We start from the raw sequence: 21,215 nt of genomic DNA on the forward strand, positions 1-21,215 counted from the left end.
CGACGTAGTGGTTCACGCCCCGGTCCGGTCAGTAATCCCAGAAGATCGGCACCCAGCGAAAGGCATCCCCCTCGACCGCCACATGGCCGATGGATGGGAACGGCAGGTGCGTTGCTACCAGCAGCTCGCCGGTCGCTGCCAGCTCCTTTAAAAGACGAATGCGGACGCGCGCCGCCTCCTCGGGGTCGTGTTCAAAGCCGTTGAACCAGTCGGGATGCTCGAAGCCGACCGCGAACACGGCGTCGCCGGCGAACATCAACCGGTCGTTGCCAGACGCGAGGCGCACCACGCTGTGCCCCGGGGTATGACCGCCCGTGCGTTTGGCGACCACCCCGGGCGCAACCTCGTACTCCTCCTTGAATGTCTGCAAATTGCTCTTGTACTCTTCAGCGAACCGCTTGGCCGCCGCACGAAGCGCATCCGGAAACCCCTCAGGCATGGAGACGTGGGAAAAATCCGGGTGGGTCCAGAACTTGACTTCGGCTTCCGCCACGTGGATTCGCAGGTCCTTACGCAACTGCTCCTTCACCCCGTCGACAAGAAACATGCCAATATGGTCCATGTGCATATGGGTCAGGATCACGTCGGTCACCGACGCAAGCTCGATGCCGGCGGCCTGCAGCCGATGGGCCAGCTGCCCGGCCCGCGGCAAGTTCAAGTTGGGGTCGTCCCCCAGCCCGGCGTCGATGAGGATGGTCTTGCCGCCACTACGCACCACGACCACGTTCAACCCCCAGTCTAGCTTATCCGTCGGCAGGAAATTGTAGCTGAGCCAAGCCGCCCGGTCGGCAGCATCGGCGTTGTGGCCTAACATCTTGCCTGGCAACGGCAGTACACCATCGCTTACAACCATTACGAAAATCTCGCCGATCTTCAACGCGTAGCGCGACGGGACCAGCTCGTCGGGCGCAGGTTTAACGGCGGGGTGTGAGGTCTGTAAGTTCATATCAGTTCTCCTGTTTCTTCGCCTGCTGACCGCCGTCTTGTGCACGGCATGGTTGAGGTTATTTCTCGCCCTGCTTGCGGACAATTGGTGTCAGGGACAGACCGGGCCATACGGTCGTATAGGTCCGGCTACCACGGCCGACGGGCGAACCAACGCAGGGGAAACGGGCTATAGTGCCGCCAAAACGGCGTTTCGAGCAGCCTTTGGCGGCATCAGAATTGGGGTTGCCTTCGAGCGCACCATTCGGCGCGCGAGGGCAAATGTTACGCGCGCTGGTAAAGCTGATGGCCCTGCAGCATGGGGCAGCGATACCAAAGCATAGGTTCGCTCATCCATTAACAAGGAGGGTATGGCTGGCCGTATAATGGGTAGACGGGATCAAACCACGCACGATAGACCAACGGCGGTCTGGGCCGCCGCCGCTTTAGAGGCGCTTCTCGAAGAAGGTGTCAGGGTAGGGGTCGTCATTGAAACGTGCGATCTCAGTCCAACCGGTTCTGCGATAAAGCTGCTGTGCTTCGGTCAGCGCACTATTCGTATCCAGACGCAGGACCTCTATGGATAGTTCACGGGCGCAATTTTCGGCGGCAGCCATAAGCCGTTTTGCCAGCCCAAGTCCCCGTGCCGATGGCGCGACCCAAAGCCTTTTGATCTCCGCAACGTCGCCGCCACTGCCCTTCAACCCGACACAGCCTATGGGCAGAGAATCCGATGTGGCTACCAGGAATACGCCGCGCGGGCGGATCATATCCCCGGCGTCCGGATCCCGCGACAGCGACACGTCGAAACCCTTCTCGAAACGGCGTCCAAGCTCGGCGTAGTATTCACCGAGACAATAGGAGGCGTCTGCGTTTCGCGGATCTTTCTCCTCGACCGCGATGTGGCTGCGCCTCAGCGCGGAAGCAACAATATCCATGGCGCGCAGAAGTTCTTCCGGCTGGGAATGGCGCGCCAGAAATGCTGTCGCCTGCGCATTGGAAAGCGCTTCGTATGCCTGAAACTCCGAGCTGCCGGTTTCGGTCAACCTGGCGATGCGCCGACGCGCATCCTGCGGATTCGATACAGTCTCAATGAGACCTTCCTCTTCAAGGCTGCGCAGCAGACGGCTCATGAGACCCGAGTCGAGATCGAGATCATCGCGGATAGCCGCAACATCCGATTGCCCCTGGCCGATCAAATTAAGCACGCGTGCCGCGCCAAGCGGCCGGCCGCGTCCGAGGAACGAGGTATCGAGGGCTCCAACTTCGGCGGTGACAGCACGGTTGAAGCGACGGACGCGAAAGACTGGGTCGTACGGCATTTATCTGACTTAGGTCAGACAATTCGTTCTGTCAATCCATGCCGCATGCTGCCGCTATAAATCGCACTTCCGGTAAGTTACATATGTGTTCTCGCCGAAGGGATCGAATCGCTTAAGCTCCGACGGGTTGGGAATGTCGAAACCGACGGAAACGTTTTCAACGATCATCGACGTCTCACAGGTTAGCTGGGCCGAAAGATGCGACGACTTCTTTCGAATCTTCGTGACCGTACAGACCGCCATTGGCCCCGCAACCTTGTTGCCAGCGAAGAGGAGGCCGGTTGTGGTTGAAGCAATCCTATCCTTGAACTCGATTTTGCTGCCGACCTTCTGAAAGATCTCTTCGCATTTGCTACCTTTCATCGCCCAGGCACCCTGGAGATCCTCTATCGTGGCCGCTTGCGCACCATATCCGGTCACTGTGGCAAACAGCGTGACCAAAAGCGCTACTCGAACCCTGTACATATTGCCCTCCAAATGGTTCCCTCTGCCGATCGACTGTCAGTTCGCACGATCGACAGTGAGTTTGCCGGCTAATTGCACGCGCCAAGCCTATTTTCCCTTTTTCGATGCATTGAACGTATCAATGTATCCACGTGCGACAGCGCGGACGCCTCTGCCGATATCGTCATAGACATCATCGGAAAGATTGGCGAAGGAGACGCGGACGCTCCAGTTCGGCGCATCGAAACCGCCGCCATTGAGAAGCACAATCGAATGGTCTTCCGCCAGGCGATAGACGAGGTCGAGCGGATGGACATGCTTTTTCAGCCACTTTACCATGTCGTCGCCGACATATCTGCGCAGCCAAAATTCGAAGTCGATCGTGCCGTAATAATAGGCAAAGTTTGGATTTGGCTGGACATCAAGCGGCAGGCCTTCAAGAAGACTATCGACGCGGCTGTGACAGATATCCATGCACGCCTTCTGGTAGAGCTTTTCTGTGTCCATCAATTCGCTGAGCGAAAACATGGTCATCATCACCTGTTGCGGCAGGGACAGACCTGCGGTGTGATTGAGAGCGACGTCGCGACTGTCAGCAACGATCCGGTCAATCATCTTGAGCTTGCGGGGCTCGAGTGTGATCGAGATGTAGCGCTTGTCGACGGCCTCCAGTTCCTTTTGCGGCAGCTTCTTTGTCATCTCGTCCAGGATGTTCTTCTCATGGATGGCGATAAGGCCAAGCCGCCAGCCAGTGCAACCAAAGTATTTCGAGAACGAGTAGACGCCGATGGTATTTTCCGGCAGCTCGGCGATCAATGAGCGGAAGCCCGGCACGAAGGTGCCATAGACATCGTCGGTCAGCAGCAGCAAGTCGGGCCGCTTCTTCTTGACGAGATCCACGATCTTCTTGATTGTAGGCGCATCGATCGCCATCGAAGTAGGGTTGCCGGGGTTGACGACGAAGAAGGCCTTTATCTTCGGATCCTCGAGCTTCTTTATCTCCTCGTCCGAGTATTGGAACCGATGCTCTTGCGTAGCCTTGATGTGGACGGCGTTGAACGCATAGTCTTCAAGTTCCGCGATCTCGATGTAAGGCGTGAATATGGGCGTCCCCAGCGCGATCGTATCGCCCTTCTTGAGGATGCGGTTGGCGATCAATGACTTGAAGATGTAACACATCGCGGCAGTGCCGCCTTCCACCGCATAAAGGTCGAATTTGCCGGGTGGAACCTTGTCGCCGCACATCGCCCACATGAGGTAGCGGTGCGCCACCTGTTCGGCATGGACCAGCATGCGATCAGGCACAGGGTAATTATCGCCAATGATCGAATCCGTTAGCTCGAAGACAAAGGCGTCCGCGTCAAATCCGAAAGCCGTGACGGCATGTTCAACCATCTTCGCCAGGAAGTCTGCGCCCGGCATATCGGCATGCTTCTCGATCCAGGCCTTGAAGCGCTCGGCGATGTCCTTCTGCTGCGGCATGCCCGCAACGCCAGCGGTGGGATTGTCCATCGTACGGCGGCATTCGGACAAGGCGAACTGGCCGAACAGGAAGAACCCCTCGCGAGGCCTGGTCGCAATCCAGTTCGGATTGCCGCGCCCTGCATTGAGCAGCACCTTTGCCGATTTCTGTGAACTGCGTTTGGCGAGCTTGATCAAGCCGTCCTTTATTTCAAACGGGCTCATCTTCTCGTAGTCGCGGTAATCGATGACTGTCATAGGGTCTTCCTCCCCGGTAATACAAAGTAGCCACGGCAGTTTTGGAAAAATCATTCCGGCTTTCACTTCGGCGAGCAGAATCGAGAAGCTGGTAAGCCATAATGCAACTCTTCAAAGTACTTGAAGGCGTCACAGTTGAGACTAGCAAACACAATAGGTTTGCAGCACGTACCATACAGTATGATACAGGATACTACTTTTTCCCTGGGCTCCGCAGTGTAAAGCTCGCATGATTGATCTGTTCTGGCCGACAACGATGGACCGTTCCAAATTGTTGGATGGCGGGGCGTTTCTTTCAGCTTTCTGGGAGGGGCATGATGATTGACTGGTTCGTTAATGTGCTGCGTAGCTATCCCGAAATCGCCATCTTCCTGTCTCTTGCGCTCGGTTACTATTTCGGGTCCTTCACCTATAAGGGCCTTGGACTAGGCGCGGTCACGGCCACCCTCATTGCCGCCGTCCTCATAGGACAGCTCGGCATCACCATCTCGCCGCCGTTGAAGGCAACATTTTTCCTGATGTTTCTATTCGCCATTGGCTACGGCGTTGGCCCGCAATTCGTCAGGGGCATCGCCAAAGACGGGATTCCTCAGGCTCTGTTTGCGGTCGTTGTTTGCCTGTTCTGTCTGGTGACCGCTTATTTTGGCGCAATTCTCGCGGGCTATGACGTCGGCTCCGCTGTCGGCCTCTACGCGGGTTCGCAGACGATTTCGGCTTCCATGGGGCTTGCCACCGATGCCATCAATCGCCTCGCGCTGCCGCCCGACCAGACGAAGGCCTTGCTTGATGCAATGCCTGTTGCCTATGCCGTTACTTATATCTTCGGCACCGTAGGCTCAGCTATTGTGCTTGCGCTTCTCGGACCCGCCTTGCTCGGGATCGATCTCGAGGCGGAGTGCAAGCGCTACGAGCAGGAACAAGGCGGCGGCGACAAGGAAATCGGGGGCGCTGGTACGGCCTGGCACCACTACGAATTGCGTGCCTACCGGGTGCGCGAAGGCGGACCCATAGTCGGCAAGACGGCCCACGAAGCCGAAGCACTCCTTCCAGAGCAACGAGTTTTCATCGAGCGCATACGCCGCGGCGGCAAGCTCTTGGACGCCACCGCCGACACTGTGATTCAGGCGGGCGACATCGTCGCCGTCGCCGGGCGCCGCGAAGTCCTCGTAAATGTCATTGGCCACACCGCCGAAGAAATCGACGATCCGCAGCTTTTGGCGGTTCCGGCTGAAGGCGTTGACGTATTTGTGACCAATAAGGAGGTCGATGGAAAGACCTTGGCTGAACTCGCAAAAATGCCGTCAGCACGTGGTGTGTTTCTGCGAAAGATAACGCGGGGCGCCACCGCAATATCGATCCCAATCCTGCCTAACACTCAAATCAACCGCGGCGATATCGTTACAATCGTGGGGCGGACCCAGGATACCACAGCAGCGACCAAGGCTCTCGGAGTACCCGACCGGCAGACCGACATCGCCGATGTCGCCTTCATCGGCGGGGCTATCGCTATCGGTGCGCTCGTTGGCGCGTTTGTCTTCAAGATCGGCAGCGTTCCGCTCACTCTGTCGACGTCAGGCGGTGCGTTGATTTCAGGGCTCTTCTTCGGCTGGCTGCGCTCGGTACATCCAACGTTTGGCCGCATTCCCTCATCGACCGTCTGGTTCATGAATTCAGTCGGCCTCAATATTTTCATCGCGGTAGTCGGAATTTCTTCCGGGCCGGGCTTTGTAGCGGGGTTGAAGCAGCTCGGTTTCAGCCTCTTCCTCTGGGGCATTGTCGTGACCACGATCCCGCTCGTCCTCGCCATGTATGTCGGGAAATACGTATTCCGGTTCCATCCCGCCATCCTTTTGGGGTGCTGCTCAGGCGCTCGAACGACCACTGCTTCCCTTGGCATGATCAACGACCGGGCAAAGAGCACGATCCCCGGCCTCGGCTATACGGTCACCTATGCGGTGGGGAATACGCTGCTGACCATCTGGGGCATGGTGCTGGTGATGTTGCTTGCCTGACCAAGGGCGCTGCCGCGACATGGGTTGGTCCCATGTCGCGGGCATCAGAAAGGCTTCCGGCTATTTCTGGGCGGCCTGACAAGCCCGCAACGCCTTGAACGCGTCATCGGTGCCGGTGAGATTTACCACCACGGTTTTGCGTCCTTTCGCGGTGATCGTCAGCGCCTTCTTCTTGGCGAGATCGTAGATGAAATCGAGGTTGTCGAACGGAACATATGCGCCGTCATATCCTTGCATCTGCTGTCCCTTGGCTACGCCCGTGTATTTCTGACCATCGACATCGAAAACGACATCAAGCTTTTCACCCGCGGTAATTTTTGTGGGTGTCTTGGTATAAAGCGCGAGAAAGCCGCGGGGGGCCGCGGTCGCATCGATACCGATCTGCGCCTGTGTTTCACCATCGGGATTGTCCCGCATGATAAGGCAACCAGGTCCCATGGTGTCGTCGACATATATGTCCCAGCCCGCCGCCGAACCATATTTGGTGACGGCGGCCTCACATGGAACGGCGAGGACAGCGACTGCTAGGGTAGTCCAAGCGAATAAATGCATGATCTTCTCCTGTGCTCTGTTTTGAATTAAAAATTATGCGAAACTGAAATCCACTGCATACGATAGTCATCACTTCCTGGCTGTGGCTGCAGCTACAAGCGCTTGCACGCTGACCGCCGCGATGAGCCCAGTCATGACGATTCCACAAAAACCAATCCCTACAGCCAGCAAGCGCGATGAAGCGTGGGTCGGCGCGAGATCACCATAGCCTATTGTCAGGCCGGTAACGAAGGTGAAGTAGAGCGTGTCCATTGCCTGCCAATCTTCTATTCTGCCAATCAAGAGCCCAAACCCGATCATCAACACAAGAATTCCGGACAGGATTGGCCAAACAACTCCGAGCTGGCGAAAGAACTCTCTGAAGAAAATGCGCCGTGTTTCCCTGGCTTTCGCGCTCATTTCCTGACCGATACCCTACATGCAGCCTTTGTTGAGGAAATACTTCTCGACGCCTTCGAGAGCGCTCCCCGAATATTCCTTGGGATCCACGTCTGCGATCAAATCCGGGAATGCGAGGCTTGAGTTGGGGTGGTCGATATATTCTTGAAGGACCGTGCAGTGCTTGTTGTCGTGGACAATACGAAGCGCAACCGCTTCCAGAAACCCCACACAATATCCATGGTCCAAGGGGTCCTTCACATTGCCGCACATCGCTTGAAGTTTTGCGAAGGATGGCGCCTCCGCGAGGGCGGAAACGCTGAGGCACGAGATCGCCAATGCCAACGAGATCTGGCGCATGGCAATCGCTGATTTCAACACACAGGCGTTCGTGGCTTTCATTGTTGCTTATCTCCCCGAGCGCGGGCAAATTTCATCCACCGCGTGCACGATCGCACCCACCGCGCTCGTTTGTTCAGGATGAGTTTGGATGAAGCTGATGACTGTCCCATAGAGCTGTTGGGACATGAATTTGCCGTCGACCAGACACTTGCGAATTTCCTGACGGCGCACCGAGACATCGTCATCGCATGCGACGGCAATCTGATATTCGATCGCACCGAAAATGTAGCCTGAGGCGAATCCCTTATCGGCTTTCAAGAGTTCGGCTGCACTCATTGCGTTGACCGGCGACACTGAAAGCAAGACCAGCAAAAGCGCTAACTTCATGTTTCGGCTTCCTTTTGAGTAACTTGCTGTTCAGCTGCCTAGATCGGAACCCCAATTCAGGAAGAAGCCGACGTCGCCGGGCATTCCATTGGGGAAACTGATGATCATTGCCTTGAGCCTGAACCCTTGCGGCTTACCGAATTTCTGGTAGCGATCGTAAAATTCCTTCGCCTTCCCCTGAAGGGTATCAGGCCAGCTCTTGTCGCCGCTATTGATCGCGCGGCCGCTGTCCGAACAAAGGTCTGAGGAGAAGGTATAGACCATGGCTTCGAATTTGCCGTTTTCGACCGCAGCCGCCACGGCGCGGCGTACAGCGAGAATGTCCGCCTCGCCGACATGGTTCTTGAGAAAGTCTTCGGCGAAATCGGCGATCTTCTGTTCTTGGACGGACTTGGCTTTCGCCTGCTTTTTTGTCTCCTCCGACTCCCGCTTCTTAACTTCCTGGCGAAGCTCCGTCGCACTCGGAGGCATCGCGTTCACGTCAAGTTCTTTTTTGTCAGACATCTCTTTCCTCCACTTCGTCGAGAATATGAGGCCAGCACCTCGTCGCTTAGAGAATCCTCGGAACCACGTTTAGGGTCATCTCGGGGTCGATGTAGTCGCCGGGCCGCTTTTGGCGTTTGCCAAGATCGGGTTCGTCAAACTTGACCCTTTCATAAGGGATCGATTTGAGGATGTGAGAAATGCAATTTATACGCGCGCGCTCCTTGTCGTCGGATGGCACGATCCACCACGGTGCGTGTTGGCTGTCCGTCATTTTGAGCATTTCGTCATAGGCCCGCGTATAATCCCACCACCGCTGATAGGATGTTATGTCCATCGGACTGAGCTTCCATTGCCGCAACGGATCGTCAATGCGACGACGGAAGCGGCGGTCTTGCTCCTCCTCGCTGACTGTCAGGAAATACTTCAACAGAATGATGCCGCTCTCGACGATGGCTGCTTCAAAACGCGGAGCCAGCTCAAGAAAGCGGCGGGCCTTTTTTTCACTGCAGAAGCCCATCACGCGATCGACGCCTGCCCGGTTGTACCAGCTCCGGTCAAAGATCACGATCTCCCCGGCAGCGGGCAGGTATCCAATGTAGCGCTGCATGAAGATCTGGGATTTTTCCCGATCACTTGGCGCTGGCAGGGCGATTACACGAAAAACCCGCGGGCTCACACGCTCGGTAATCCGTTTGATCATGCCCCCCTTGCCGGCTGCATCGCGCCCCTCGAACAGGATGACGACACGGGCCCCTGATTTCTTTACCCATGCCTGCAGATGCGCAAGCTCGATCTGAAGCTTTCTCATCTCCTTGTTGTAGCGGTCCTTGAAACCCTTCTTGTCGTCAACTTCCGTGGCAGCAGACTTGTGATTGTCCTTACTCATCTTTTCACCTCCGAAACGTGGATCGGCAATGCCGATGACAACAATCCTTCTTGGGCGCGAGGCTGCTCTGCTTCAGTCTGAAAAGCAGCGACCGCGTCTTCCAAATCATCGAAGACATATTGCGTGCCGATACGCTCGATCACGCCGCTGCGTTCAAGTATTTCCCTCACCTCGGTGTGGACCTCCGCAAGGCACAGCCTGATGTCTTTGGCAGCAAGTTCCTCCCTGACTTCATCGAGCATTGCAGCGGCTGTACTGTCGACCTGGACGATTGCGCTGGCGTCTATAACGAACCAGCGGCATCCGGGCGCCAATTTGCGGACCGTGGTCTTTATGCGCTCCCCAACGTAATCGGCGTTGACGAAAAGCAGGCTGCCCTGGATCATGTAGAGTACGAGACCCTGTATCGGGGCGGCCTCGGGCGAGCGATGCAGCTTATAGAGTCCGTCGCGGCCAGGAATGCGGCCGAGCTGGGCGTCGCGGGGGTACATCGACTTGCGCAACAAGTAGACCAGGGTCGCGGCGATAGCGATGACCACCCCATTGAGCACGCCAAAGCTTATCGCGCCCCACATGGTGATCATGGCGAACACGAATTCGGGCCGGCTGATTTGCCAGATGCGTTTCAACTCGCCGATATCGATCAAGCCGATGGCCGCTGATACGAGGATTGCTCCAAGCGCTGGCAGGGGCAAAATCCGCAATGCTTCTCCGAGGAAGAGCAGCGTGGCGATCAGGGTAGCTGCCGAGACGAGCCCGACAATTTGCGATCTGCCGCCCGCCGCGAACGCGATCGCCGTCCGCGAGTCCGACATGCTGATCGGAAATGCGCCGAAGAGACCGGCAGCAATATTGCCGGCCGAGAGCCCAATCAGTTCACCATTGGCGTCGACCGCTTCACCCGAGCGCGCCGCGAAACTGCGCGCCGTAATAATGCCCGCGCCAAAGCTCACAAGAAAAACCGCGGCAGCACCGAGCAGCATCTTGTCCAATGGCAGCCCACGAAACGAGGGAATAGAAAACGATGGGAGTCCGAGGGGAATGTCCCCCACCACCTTCACGCCCATTTCGCGAAATCCAAAAAGCGCCGAGAGGACCATGGCAAGGACGACGACAAGGACTGGCCCGGGAATGGGGAGCCGTAATCTGTTTGCCGCTTGCAGGAGAACGAACATGCTGGCACCGAGCAGCAGGGACGGCCAATGGATTTCGGCGCTTTTGCCGATCAGTTCGAGCACGGGTGCGACAAGCCCTTCGGATTGTATTTTCACTCCCGTCAGCCGGCCAATCTGACCGACGACTATGGATATCGCGATGCCGGCGAAAAAGCCGACCAGAATAGGGCGGGACAGAAACGTGGCAACGACCCCGAGCCGCAACAACCGGGCTGCCAGGCATACTCCTCCGACCGCGAGTCCCAACGCCGAAGCTATTGTTACACGGTCCACCGCTGCGTCCGCCGGCATCGACGCTATGATTGACGCGATGGCGGCGCCGAGCACCGTCATCGTAGCCGCATCGGGTCCGAGTACGAGCCTTTGAGACGGTCCCAATAGTGCATAGGCGATTGGTGCAGCGATACTAGCGTAAATACCTGTTTCCGGGGGTAGGCCGACAATTGCCGGATAAGCGATGGCACTGGGCAATCCAACGGCGGCAACCGCAAGACCCGCGCCGACATCGCGTCCCAGCCAATTGGCCCGATAGCCAGCCAGGCTCTTAAAGACAGGCCAGGGGTGCGTTGCCGCGGCCATCTTAATCGATATTGTGAATGGCGATGATCCCATCAATCGGGGTCAAGGCCATGAACAAGAGCACACCCAACGCGGAGTAATCGAGAAACACGGCTACCTCCCTCGAGCGGGCGCTGTGCCCGTTTCATGTGGTTAGAGTGTAGACCGATGCGAACGGCAATACGTGTAGCATCGTGTAATATACGGCGCCCGCTTACAGAGCGGGCAGCAAAGCGGCTAGTTTCCCGGGATTGTAAGGCCCGCTTTTCTCAGTCCATCGATAAAGATCAACTGGTCTTCCGGTCGAAGGATGCGTGTGGCGACGACATTCCTGATGTCCGGGAGAAAAGCCGGAGCATTTTGTTCAAGCCACTTCCGTTCACTGTCGGCTTCCTCGCGCTTGCCGAGTTTTCCAAGGATCGCCATGCGTATGATATGAAAGATCGGATTGGGGCCAAGGTCCGACAATTGCGACCATTGTTCGGCCGCAACATAGTCGCCCGCCATGTATGAGCAGACGGCAAGCGCTGCCTCGAAATATCCGGACGGTCCTGGATTGCGCGACACCGCCGAGGCGATCAGCTTGCAACCTTCGTCCCATTTTCCCGATAATGCGAGGCGAAATCCATACTCGCCCGATAGTTCCGTGTCGTTGGGGTTGATCGCGTAGGCGCGTGCGCCAATCTGCAGTGACTCCTGGACTTGACCGCGGAAGAAGTACGTCAGCATCTCCGCCTGCAGACCGCGTACGTTCTGCGGATCGAGTTCGGTGGCCCGCTTTGCGGCGGAGGCCGCAAGCTCCAGCGACGGGGCAGGCAGCGAGTCCAGGCGGTATCGAAAGCGGACCTCATCGAGATAGGTCAATGAAAGAAGTGCCCAGGCAGTAGCATAGCCCGGATAACGCTCGACGGCCCGCTTCAAGCAGCTCTGGACCGCAGTGTGGGTTTGCGGATTAAGGTTTGCGCGGTAGCGATAATAGGCCAAAGTACAGGTATAGGCTTCGATATTATTTGGCGGTGATTGTGCGAGTTGAGCCGAATCCTTCTGAAAGAGAATGCCGTAAGGTTGTGCCAGCGCGGTGGCCACGGAGCGAGCTATGTCGCCTTGAAGTTGGACCAACCCCTCGGCTTTTAGGTCGTTCTCGTAGTTGCCGGTCCACACAATGGAGCTGTCGGCGCGATTCATGAGCCGGGTGCTTAAACGAAGCTTCTCCCCGTCGATGCGGACACGCCCTTGCAACGCAAAGCTTGGCCGCGTGTCGTTGATCCTAAACAACGTGCTGGAAGCGTCGGATGAGCGTCCTGCTACGACGACGACTTCCTTGAATTTCGCAAGCTGACTGATGACTTCATCAGTCAAATCCTGCGCGATATTTGCAGAGCGCTGTGTCCCCGAAAGGTCTTCGATAGGTTCGACCAGCACTTTCGGGATGTCGGGTCCAGCCTGCCTCATATTATTTCCGCCCGTAAGGTCCAGCGGGTCCAGGCGAAACAGATAGCCGCCAGCGAACATGACTGAGCCAATGACAATGGCGGTCAAGACCAGTACCGACCATTTGCCCGTAGACGCGCGCTCCAAGAGGCGGCCGAGGTTTTTTCCATGCATCGGCTTAAAATAGCTCTCGGGCGCCGTTACCGGATCCTTGCGCGAGAAGATGGGAATGTAGCCGCCCTTGGGCATGGTGATAATGACTGGATCGTCGTTGCCGGCAACGAGATAGTAATGTTCGAGGCCGCGCCTGATCAGACCCGCCTGGATCCGGACCACGGGGTCCAATTGCGCGTCAAACGATGACTCGCGCCCAAAGACTTCCATGGCGATCGAGTAGGCTTTGATCCGGTTGCCGCGACCCGCAATTGTCTCTTCAACAACATAGGTCAGGAATCTGCGCGCGCGCTCAGGCACATCGAATTCGGCACTCGATCGAATGCGATCAAGTTGCGCAAGGACATCGGCATCCGTCGGCAGAGCTTGCTTGTCTACCGGCACGCCGTCAGCGGCAACGCTCACCCCTTGTTTCCCCGAACAAGCAACCGTCCTTTACGGCTGTATGGTACAGTATCTTACGCCTCTAACTGAAGTTATTCCAATACTATGCGTCGACAAACGAGAGCAGTCAGCGGAGGCACCGATGACGTCGCGATCCTGGGACACGGAGCGGGAAGATGGATTGGCTGCGGCTCTTCGCAGATTTCCGGAATCCGCATTTCGCATTCGACAACTCATGCTGGGAAACGAAGCATTTAAGGAGCTGTGCTCCGACCTCGCGGCAGCCGAACGCGCGCTTGAAGATGCTCGACACCTGCCTGTTAATATTCGTGAGAAACGGCGCGATGAATTCGCGGAGATGGCCGATAGTCTCGCGAGGGAGATCGCTGAAGCGCTCGGGTCCAAGGGCTATCCTTAAGGCCGGCCCTGACCGAACTTAACGGACTGAACCACAACTTACTGGAACTGCAAAATTGGCTATCGAGATCGAACGCAAATACCTCGTCAAGGACAAACGCTGGAGGAAATATGCCTCCAACGGTTCAACTCTGCGCCAAGCCTATCTGCTGGCAGCCGCACAGCGATCGGTGCGGGTTCGAACCATCGATGACTTACGTGCGACACTCACGGTAAAGGTTCGTCTCGGCCCACTTCGACGCGAAGAATTCCAATATGAAATACCCTACGCGGACGCTCTCCAGATATTTCGTCACTGCATAGGCGTTGTTGTTGAAAAGACCCGCCACGAAGTTGTCGATGCAGGCCAGCGCTGGGAAATTGATGTATACCACGGCATTCATCAGGGACTGACGGTTGCAGAAATCGAGTTGCAAAGCGAAAGCGACCTGTTTCCGCGTCCTGTTTGGTTGGGCATCGAGATAACAGGCGAATTCAGGTACTCAAACCAGGTCCTCGCGATGGCAAGGCTGGCTCCGGGCCAGAGCGGACGGGAGACGATCAGCTGATGGGAACTGCTCCTTCGACCGGTGTTCGAAACCAGGATATTACCCGGGTGACACTCGCGGTCCTCTTTATTGGTGGCCTGCTTGTCAGCTCGATCTGGATCATGCTGCCATTTCTTGCGGCAATCATCTGGGCCTTGACCCTGGTCATCGCCACGTGGCCGCTGATGATCTGGGTGCAGCGTCACACGGGCAACCGCCGCGGCGTTGCCGTGTTCGTCATGACCGTCGTCCTTCTCCTTGTCCTTATCGTGCCGTTCCTGCTGGCAATCAGTCTCATCATGGACAACATGGATCGCATCACGGACAACATCCAGACTGCGCTTGCGCTCAAATTACCGCAGCCGCCAATCTGGCTTAATGAAATTCCGCTGGTCGGAGAGCGGCTGCATGACAGCTGGGAACGGCTTGGGCGCCTTGGCGTGAATGAACTCGGGCCGAGGCTCCAGCCCTACGCCGGCTCCTTTGCGCACTGGTTTGCGGCGGCAGCGGGAAGTCTTGGCGGCATGGTCCTCGAGTTTCTTTTAACGACCGCGATAGCCGCCATCATGTACGCAAAAGGTGAGCAGGGCGCTGCGACTGCCGTCCGGTTCGGGCATCGGCTTGGGGGTGACCGGGGTGAAATGGCGGTACGTCTCGCTGGCCGGGCCATCCGCGGCGTTGCTCTCGGCGTGGTCGTCACAGCTGTCGCGCAGACTGCCGTAAGCGCGATCGGGCTTCTCGTCGTCGGCATACCATTGGCTGGCGTATTGACGGCCCTTGTCTTTGTCCTTTGCCTGATGCAGATCGGCCCTGCCTTGGTGTTGGCGCCCGCCGTTTTCTGGATGTACTACAGCGGCGACACCCTCTGGGCGACAGTACTTTTGCTGTTTGCCATCATCGCCGGGACAATGGACGGGTTCCTGCGGCCGTTCTTGATCCGAAAGGGGGCGGACCTGCCGCTGTTGCTGATCTTCGCAGGCGTCATCGGTGGCCTGATCTCATTCGGGATTCTCGGAATATTCGTGGGACCGACCCTGCTTGCGGTTGCCTACACCCTCCTGGACGCGTGGATGGCAGAGGACGAGGGGATCGTAGCGGTATCTGTCCAGAACGAAGCCCATAGCCCACCGAAAATCCTGGATGATGTGAGCTGAAAAGCCGTCGCCGCGTGCAACTGCCGTGAACGAGGCATTGCCTCCAAAATCGGACGTCTTTTGGCTGAGTCGGTCGACCGCTCCTTGGAACACGCATTTGGCTTGCGCGTTTCAGTCTGACAAACAACGAGAAATTGTCATGGACTGGAATCGATTTCGGCGAAATCGTCCAGTGCTTTCAGGAGATGGGATGAAACAGGTTTATTGTAGCGGTGTATGATCAGGGTGAAGCTGGAGAATTGTTTCGATCCGGCGAACCGCAACGGTTCGACGCAGAGGAAGAGGCGCAGACGGCTGCCGATGATTTGGCGTCAAAGCATGCAGGCGTCATTGCCTGGAGCCAGGACGTGAAGCAAGGGGACGAATACGGCCCTCCAATGGTTTTCTACACTGCCGGCGAAACTGTCGACATGAAGTGACGGCGTGTTTCAGGCTTCGGCTGTGTGACAAACCGCTTCGATGTTGTGCCCGTCCGGACCAATGACAAAAGCTGCATAGTAGTTCGCATGGTAGTGCGGGCGCAGACCGGGCGTACCATTGTCTTTGCCGCCAGCCTCCAGAGCGGCGCGATAGAACGCTTCGACCTGCTTTCGATTCTCGGCCGTGAACGCCAAGTGGAGATGCGCTGGCTTCTCATCGGATTGGTACAGGCAAAGTGATGCCTTGCCGTTTGAGCTCATTTCGACGCCGTATGTCGGCGACCCCTCCGAGACAACCGCTACGCCGAGCGGTTCGAGCGCCTTTAGGAAGAACGCTTTGCTTGCCGAATAGTTGGTAACGCCGAATTTGACGTGGTCGAACATGAATGCTCCGCGAAGTTCTGTGAGTTCCTGCTGAGATCGCCCAGAGGTCCTGTCGCCTGATTTCCCGCAAGGGTTCGTTCGCACCCTACACCTCAAAATGCCGGATTGAGGAGTGCTGCGGGTCGATATGCGAAGAAACTGTGCGGCGAATTGCTTCCGATGTTTATTTTTAATGCTGGTCTAGCTCATTTGCTCTATTAAACTAATGGATCATGGAGAAATGTAATGAGCCTAATCCGCCTAATCATCTACCTGGCCTTGTCGATCGCGACGATTTCAGGCGCGTCTGCTGGCTCACTTGCCAAGCCTGATGGCAAGCCTATTCTGGTTATTTCCGGGAAAATTGAAAACACAAACAAGGGTTCTACGGCCGAATTCGACCGTGCGATGCTGGAAGCCATCGGCTTGCAGACCATTGAAACGACAACGCCTTGGTATGACAAGCGCGTACGCTTCGAGGGTGTGCCGCTCGACAAGCTGATGGAACTGGTCGGTGCCACCGGAACGAAAGTGACCGCGGTTGCGCTCAACGACTATGTGACAACGATTCCGCTGGACGATTTCAAGAAATTCAAGGTCGTGCTCGCCCTCAAGCGCGATGGAGAATACATGCCGGTCCGCGATAAGGGACCGTTGTTTATTGTCTATCCTTACGAAAGTGATCCGCAGCTGCAAAGTCAGACTTATTACACACGATCCGCGTGGCAGGTGGCCAAACTGATCATCGAGTAGAGACGCAGTGAAACGGTTTCTAGGGATCATTATCTGTTGCTTTGTCGTGGCGACGGCCTACATCGCCTATGTCATTGCGGAGCGCCAAACTGCGCTGCAGAAGTTTGCCCGCTATAATGACTCCTGGGCCATCGGACAGACTGTCTCCGAATATATGAGGCTCGAACATCGCGTGGCGGCCTATGCCATGGGTATGGACGACGCCGATCGCGATGAGGTACGTCTGCGTCTTGATATTATGATCGGTCGGTTGCAGCTGCTCAAGCAGGGTAGTCTCCATAGCTTTATCGAGGATGACGCGCAGCGCCGCGAACTGCTTTCAGAGCTGACCAAAGTGCTCGATGTGCTTGATCAGCGGTTCGAGACCCTCGATACCGAAGGCCTTAAAGCGACGCTGAAAACCATGGCCGCCCTCGATGCGTCTATGACAGCGCTTGCATCCACTGCAGTTGAATATGATGTCGGTCTGATAGACGCCGCCCAGGCGGAATTGCGACAGCTCCATCTGATCTATACGGGCCTTGCGGGCGGGCTCATACTCTGCGGAGTGGGGCTCGTTGTTCTCCTTCTGCGCCATAACAGCCTTCTTGACGGTGCTCACCGCAAGATGAAGGACCTGACAGACAATCTCCGCGAGGCTTCAGGTGAATTGAAGCTGCAGAACTACCGGCTGAAACATGTGGCTCACCATGACGCCCTGACCGGACTTCCCAATCGTGTGCTGTTCCGGCAGGATCTGGAAAACCGGTTGAAAACAGCGACAGCCGGTGGACCAACCGCTGTGATCTTTCTCCTTGACCTCGACGGCTTCAAGGATGTGAACGATACGCTGGGCCACGACGTCGGTGATGGCCTGCTCCAGGGTGTGGCAAGCCGCCTTACAAAGCTTGGTGGCGAAGGCGACCTTGTCTGCCGATTGGGCGGAGATGAGTTCGCCATCCTGACCGCGGGGCTGAACGAGCAGCAGGCTTTTGATTTTGCCCGCGATGTCATGGAGGAAATCAGCTTTCCCTACCTTGTCAGCGAGCGTGAGATAAAGATCGGCACCTGTGTCGGCGTTGCCCTGTCGGTGATCGGGTCCGGGACCGATGAATTGTTCAAACAGGCTGACCTTGCGCTCTACGAAGCAAAGTCGCTTGGCTCCGGGCATGCGTGTGTCTTCCAGTCGCAGATGCAAACAAGGCTGACGGAAAAGAAGTCATTCGAAGCCGATCTCAAACAGGCGCTACGCAAGGGGGAACTCGAGATATTCTACCAACCGCAAGTGAACACGATTACACGTGAGATTTGTGGCTATGAAGCCCTCCTGCGGTGGTTTCATCCGATACGTGGGCAAGTTCCCCCATCCGAATTCATCCCGGTGGCAGAAAACATCGGGTTGATCCATGAATTGGGTGATTGGGTCTTAAGGACGGCCTGCACGGAAGCTGCCCGTTGGCCACGGTCGCTCAAAGTCGCGGTCAACCTTTCGCCGGTTCAGTTCCGCAGTCGAAATCTCATTCAGAGCGTCGTCACCATCGTCACTCAAAGCGGCCTCGATCCAGACCGGCTGGAGCTGGAGATTACCGAGTCCGTTCTCCTGGACAAGAATGAACAGACGCTCGAGACCTTGACGCAACTAAAGGCGGTCGGCATCCAGATTGCGATGGACGATTTTGGCACGGGATACTCGTCGCTTGGCAGTCTCAGGAGCTTCCCCTTCGACAAGATCAAGATCGATCGCTCTTTCATCCGTGACGTCACCACGCGCGCAGATGCCTTCGCCATCGTGGAACTGGTGACGGGCGTTGGACGAAGCCTGGGGATGACGACGATAGCGGAAGGTATCGAGACCGAGGAGCAGTTCGCTTGTGTCAAACAGGTTGGATGCGAGCAGGTGCAAGGCTTCTTGATCGGCCGGCCCGTACCCGCGACGCAACTGGACCATCTCCGCCAGGCCAGCAATGGCGTAAGCTTGGCTGAATATGAAGGTCTTGTTGATGTGAAGGCAGTGTCGGGCAGGGGTAGCTAGCCGCTTGGCAACGCCTGCCATCCTCAGGCAACAAGGGAGTTTGAGTTCGAATTGCTGACCGTCCACGGAATTACGGTGCCTCTGGCATCAGATGAAGTATCACCCGTTATCTGGCAGGCGCTTACAGGTGGATGCTACGAGGCAAAGGAAGCCAAGTGGGTGTTCAAGGCCGTCAGGCCAAATGACCGGGTGCTGGAACTGGGGGCAGGGATCGGAGTGATCACTTCGCTGATCGCAAAGATTTCAGGTGTCCAGGTGTGGTCGTTTGAAGCAAATCCATCGACAGCAGCACTTGCTCAACGCGTGATCAGTGCGAACAGCGTCGGCAACGTGGTTTTGTCCCAAGGATTGCTGGCAGCGGGCGAACCGCGCACCATTCCGTTCTATGTCCGAAAGGATCTCTGGATGTCTTCCATGGATAAAAACCAGGGTCCTTACGAACGCGAAATATCGCTGACTTCAACGAATATCGATGATTTCATCGCGCACCATGCCATCAACGTTCTCGTCATGGATATTGAGGGCGCCGAACAGGATCTGCTTTGCAAGTCTGAGCTTGCCGGCATCGATCGGGTCTTTCTTGAACTGCACGATCATCTCTACGGATTGTCGGGCATCCGTGAGATCACGCAGGCGCTCGCCGCAAAAGGCTTCGCTTATGACCCGCGGGGATCCTATGGCGCTTGTGTGCTATTCGCAAAAGAGCAGGGCCTGCGAGATTACGAACCGGAGGCGTTGTGAAGGGTAAGAAAGAAGCGAGACACTTGTGTTCCGACCTCTCCTGACATGAACGCGCCATCGATCGTGCTACGATCGCGCGACTGCGTTGAAGTGAAGTGGAGACGTCATGTCCAGGATCAATCGCCGCGCCTTCTTTCTCAATTCCGGCGGTGCAATCATCGCCTCAACGGTTGCGGGTCCGGTGCCCGCCACCGCATCGACAGACCGGGATCTGCCATTGTCCCGCAATCTGCGGGCGCTCATCGCGGCGCACAAAGCTATGTACGCGGCATTCCAAAAAATCGTCAGAAGCAGCCGCGACCACGAAAGTGCCAGCCGAGCTGAAGAAAAGGCGCTGGTGGCTGTCTGCGCCTATCCAGCAGTTGGCGAAGCGGACCGCAAGGCCAAGGCTCGATATCTTTTGGAAATCGAGGCGCGAGGCGAACTGGACCTGGCTGAGCACATGCAGGCGCTTCTCCGCTCGACAATGTGGGAAGATAAGACCGGCTAGACGTCCTTCCTGATGACTCGCCCATCCCGAGCGGCCGTCGAAATCGACTGTGGATCTCACGCCGCTTACAATTTCGGGGACGCCCCGGGTGTGGAACAATCCCGGCGGGGTGGCGTTGGCGAACTTTCAACAGGAGGTTCGCTATGTCCATTGGTCAAGAAGATAAGACAGGAAGAAGCAGTCCCACCAGCTTTGGCCAGTCCGTGGAAAGCCAAGCGCAAATTGCCGATGCCGAAAGCCGGACCTCGTCAGAAGTTGGAAGCGGCGAGGCGCTCAACGTTTACCGATTGGTCCCCACTGCGTCGGCGGATGATCCGCGATGGCAAAACTCGCCCTATCAGGGCGAAGTAACGGTCGCTGCCCGAACAACAGGCGACGCCAGGATTGTCGCTGCGGGCGGCGAACTTGACTTCATGGAGATCGACGCGGCGCCGGCGGACGATGTTACCACCATAAACGCAAGCGCCTTCAGAGACGACAAACTCTATTCGGTCATCGAAATCGAGCGCGATCGAACCGATCTTGCGCGCGGAATTATCAGTGGCAATATCAGAATAGACAACGTCAAACCGGTTCAAATCTAGAAAGAGGCGCCTGCCGCGCTATCCTCAGCGCGAAGGTGACACTGCCCCAGGCGTGCGGAACATGGTCCCTGGGACCCACTGCCCGAAACGTCATCCTACCGTGGGGCAGCGGTTATGGAACGATGACAGCACAGCCCCAAAAGTTCCGGAATGGCAAAAAAATAAACTGCCCTCAAGCCGTGGTTCGTCGCGGAACTTCACGCTGATCTATGGGTTAGTTCTTCCATGATCGCCAATCATAAAAAGGAGAAACCATGAAACGTATCGCACTTGCGCTTGGCGCACTTTCCATTCTTTCGGCAGCTTATGCCCAGGACACAACCACAAAGCCGGACGCGCAGACGCCGGCGGTTGCAACGCCGGACACAAACAATCCCGCGGCTCCCGTTCCAGGTGCAAATAGCTTCACCGAAGGTCAGGCCAAGGAACGCATTGAAGGGCAAGGTTACACCGATGTAAGTGGCCTGACGAAGGGCGAGGACGGGATCTGGACCGGTACTGCCATGAAGGACGGAAAGTCGGTCGAGGTAAAGCTCGATTTCCAGGGCAATATCACAGCATCCGCCAAATAAAGAGATCAAG

The 21,215-nt window shown here is 56.7% G+C and carries 24 protein-coding genes; 11 read left to right on the forward strand and 13 right to left on the reverse strand.

Features of this window, described 5'->3' with window-relative positions; translation table 11 throughout:
- Window positions 1–28: 28 nt before the first annotated feature.
- From BR48_RS0118805 to BR48_RS0118820, 4 genes are all read right to left on the reverse strand, one after another.
- The gene (locus BR48_RS0118805) at window positions 29–946 is read right to left on the reverse strand and encodes an MBL fold metallo-hydrolase (RefSeq protein WP_027232729.1); all 918 of its coding nucleotides are present in this window, start codon (window positions 944–946) and stop codon (window positions 29–31) included.
- A gap of 424 nt (window positions 947–1,370) precedes the next feature.
- Window positions 1,371–2,246, reverse strand: coding sequence for a bifunctional helix-turn-helix transcriptional regulator/GNAT family N-acetyltransferase (locus BR48_RS0118810; protein ID WP_027232730.1), 876 nt, complete (start codon window positions 2,244–2,246; stop codon window positions 1,371–1,373).
- 54 nt (window positions 2,247–2,300) lie between these two features.
- The gene (locus BR48_RS0118815; protein WP_155810925.1) at window positions 2,301–2,687 is read right to left on the reverse strand and encodes a hypothetical protein; all 387 of its coding nucleotides are present in this window, start codon (window positions 2,685–2,687) and stop codon (window positions 2,301–2,303) included.
- A 111-nt stretch (window positions 2,688–2,798) separates the two neighbouring features.
- Complete coding sequence (locus tag BR48_RS0118820; protein ID WP_027232732.1) at window positions 2,799–4,409, reverse strand: bifunctional aspartate transaminase/aspartate 4-decarboxylase; 1,611 nt, start codon at window positions 4,407–4,409, stop codon at window positions 2,799–2,801.
- Between the two features lie 317 nt (window positions 4,410–4,726).
- On the opposite strand from BR48_RS0118820, the gene aspT reads away from it, so the two are divergent.
- Complete coding sequence (gene aspT / locus BR48_RS0118825; protein WP_027232733.1) at window positions 4,727–6,421, forward strand: aspartate-alanine antiporter; 1,695 nt, start codon at window positions 4,727–4,729, stop codon at window positions 6,419–6,421.
- 60 nt (window positions 6,422–6,481) lie between these two features.
- Here the strand turns inward: aspT and BR48_RS0118830 are convergent, their stop codons facing one another.
- The 8 genes from BR48_RS0118830 to BR48_RS0118870 form a co-directional block, all read right to left on the reverse strand.
- Window positions 6,482–6,973, reverse strand: a complete 492-nt coding sequence (locus BR48_RS0118830) for a hypothetical protein (protein ID WP_027232734.1) — start codon at window positions 6,971–6,973, stop codon at window positions 6,482–6,484.
- Window positions 6,974–7,042: 69 nt separating this feature from the next.
- Window positions 7,043–7,372, reverse strand: coding sequence for a potassium channel family protein (locus tag BR48_RS0118835; protein WP_027232735.1), 330 nt, complete (start codon window positions 7,370–7,372; stop codon window positions 7,043–7,045).
- A 15-nt stretch (window positions 7,373–7,387) separates the two neighbouring features.
- Window positions 7,388–7,753 carry a hypothetical protein gene (locus BR48_RS0118840; protein WP_245273570.1) on the reverse strand — a complete coding sequence of 122 codons (366 nt, stop codon included), beginning with the start codon at window positions 7,751–7,753 and terminating at the stop codon, window positions 7,388–7,390.
- Window positions 7,754–7,759: 6 nt separating this feature from the next.
- Window positions 7,760–8,029: a hypothetical protein gene (locus tag BR48_RS0118845; RefSeq protein WP_155810926.1), complete on the reverse strand. Its 270-nt coding sequence runs from the start codon at window positions 8,027–8,029 to the stop codon at window positions 7,760–7,762.
- Window positions 8,030–8,110: 81 nt separating this feature from the next.
- Complete coding sequence (locus BR48_RS0118850; protein ID WP_027232738.1) at window positions 8,111–8,584, reverse strand: hypothetical protein; 474 nt, start codon at window positions 8,582–8,584, stop codon at window positions 8,111–8,113.
- Window positions 8,585–8,630: 46 nt separating this feature from the next.
- The gene (gene ppk2 / locus BR48_RS0118855) at window positions 8,631–9,452 is read right to left on the reverse strand and encodes a polyphosphate kinase 2 (protein WP_027232739.1); all 822 of its coding nucleotides are present in this window, start codon (window positions 9,450–9,452) and stop codon (window positions 8,631–8,633) included.
- Window positions 9,449–11,206, reverse strand: a complete 1,758-nt coding sequence (locus BR48_RS0118860) for a SulP family inorganic anion transporter (RefSeq protein ID WP_027232740.1) — start codon at window positions 11,204–11,206, stop codon at window positions 9,449–9,451. Before BR48_RS0118860 ends, ppk2 begins: the two co-directional genes overlap by 4 nt.
- Before the next feature lie 216 nt (window positions 11,207–11,422).
- Window positions 11,423–13,195 (reverse strand): hypothetical protein, encoded by a 1,773-nt coding sequence (locus tag BR48_RS0118870; protein ID WP_027232741.1) that lies wholly within the window; start codon window positions 13,193–13,195, stop codon window positions 11,423–11,425.
- A 121-nt stretch (window positions 13,196–13,316) separates the two neighbouring features.
- Here BR48_RS0118870 and BR48_RS0118875 point away from each other — a divergent pair, with 121 nt between their 5' ends.
- The 4 genes from BR48_RS0118875 (at window position 13,317) to BR48_RS24985 (ending at window position 15,691) form a co-directional block, all read left to right on the forward strand.
- Window positions 13,317–13,592 (forward strand): hypothetical protein, encoded by a 276-nt coding sequence (locus tag BR48_RS0118875; protein WP_155810927.1) that lies wholly within the window; start codon window positions 13,317–13,319, stop codon window positions 13,590–13,592.
- A 55-nt stretch (window positions 13,593–13,647) separates the two neighbouring features.
- Window positions 13,648–14,139: a CYTH domain-containing protein gene (locus tag BR48_RS24975; protein WP_051615205.1), complete on the forward strand. Its 492-nt coding sequence runs from the start codon at window positions 13,648–13,650 to the stop codon at window positions 14,137–14,139.
- Window positions 14,139–15,272, forward strand: a complete 1,134-nt coding sequence (gene ydiK, locus BR48_RS24980) for an AI-2E family transporter YdiK (RefSeq protein ID WP_036814913.1) — start codon at window positions 14,139–14,141, stop codon at window positions 15,270–15,272. Before BR48_RS24975 ends, ydiK begins: the two co-directional genes overlap by 1 nt.
- Before the next feature lie 212 nt (window positions 15,273–15,484).
- Window positions 15,485–15,691, forward strand: a complete 207-nt coding sequence (locus BR48_RS24985; protein WP_051615207.1) for a hypothetical protein — start codon at window positions 15,485–15,487, stop codon at window positions 15,689–15,691.
- Between the two features lie 9 nt (window positions 15,692–15,700).
- On the opposite strand, the gene BR48_RS0118895 is transcribed toward BR48_RS24985, so the two are convergent.
- Window positions 15,701–16,075 (reverse strand): VOC family protein, encoded by a 375-nt coding sequence (locus tag BR48_RS0118895; RefSeq protein WP_027232743.1) that lies wholly within the window; start codon window positions 16,073–16,075, stop codon window positions 15,701–15,703.
- Window positions 16,076–16,300: 225 nt separating this feature from the next.
- Here BR48_RS0118895 and BR48_RS0118900 point away from each other — a divergent pair, with 225 nt between their 5' ends.
- From BR48_RS0118900 to BR48_RS0118925, 6 genes are all read left to right on the forward strand, one after another.
- Entirely contained in the window at window positions 16,301–16,807 is a 507-nt protein-coding gene (locus BR48_RS0118900; RefSeq protein ID WP_027232744.1) for a molybdopterin-dependent oxidoreductase, read from the forward strand.
- A gap of 7 nt (window positions 16,808–16,814) precedes the next feature.
- Window positions 16,815–18,818, forward strand: coding sequence for an EAL domain-containing protein (locus tag BR48_RS24990; RefSeq protein WP_081815950.1), 2,004 nt, complete (start codon window positions 16,815–16,817; stop codon window positions 18,816–18,818).
- Between the two features lie 51 nt (window positions 18,819–18,869).
- The gene (locus tag BR48_RS0118910) at window positions 18,870–19,559 is read left to right on the forward strand and encodes an FkbM family methyltransferase (protein WP_027232745.1); all 690 of its coding nucleotides are present in this window, start codon (window positions 18,870–18,872) and stop codon (window positions 19,557–19,559) included.
- A 106-nt stretch (window positions 19,560–19,665) separates the two neighbouring features.
- Window positions 19,666–20,049 (forward strand): hypothetical protein, encoded by a 384-nt coding sequence (locus BR48_RS0118915; protein ID WP_027232746.1) that lies wholly within the window; start codon window positions 19,666–19,668, stop codon window positions 20,047–20,049.
- Between the two features lie 143 nt (window positions 20,050–20,192).
- Window positions 20,193–20,633 (forward strand): hypothetical protein, encoded by a 441-nt coding sequence (locus BR48_RS0118920; protein WP_027232747.1) that lies wholly within the window; start codon window positions 20,193–20,195, stop codon window positions 20,631–20,633.
- A 254-nt stretch (window positions 20,634–20,887) separates the two neighbouring features.
- Window positions 20,888–21,205: a PepSY domain-containing protein gene (locus tag BR48_RS0118925; RefSeq protein WP_027232748.1), complete on the forward strand. Its 318-nt coding sequence runs from the start codon at window positions 20,888–20,890 to the stop codon at window positions 21,203–21,205.
- The last annotated feature ends 10 nt before the right edge of the window (window positions 21,206–21,215 follow it).

This window comes from Phyllobacterium sp. UNC302MFCol5.2 (assembly GCF_000686005.1).
Classification (GTDB): Bacteria; Pseudomonadota; Alphaproteobacteria; order Rhizobiales; family Rhizobiaceae; genus Phyllobacterium; species Phyllobacterium pellucidum.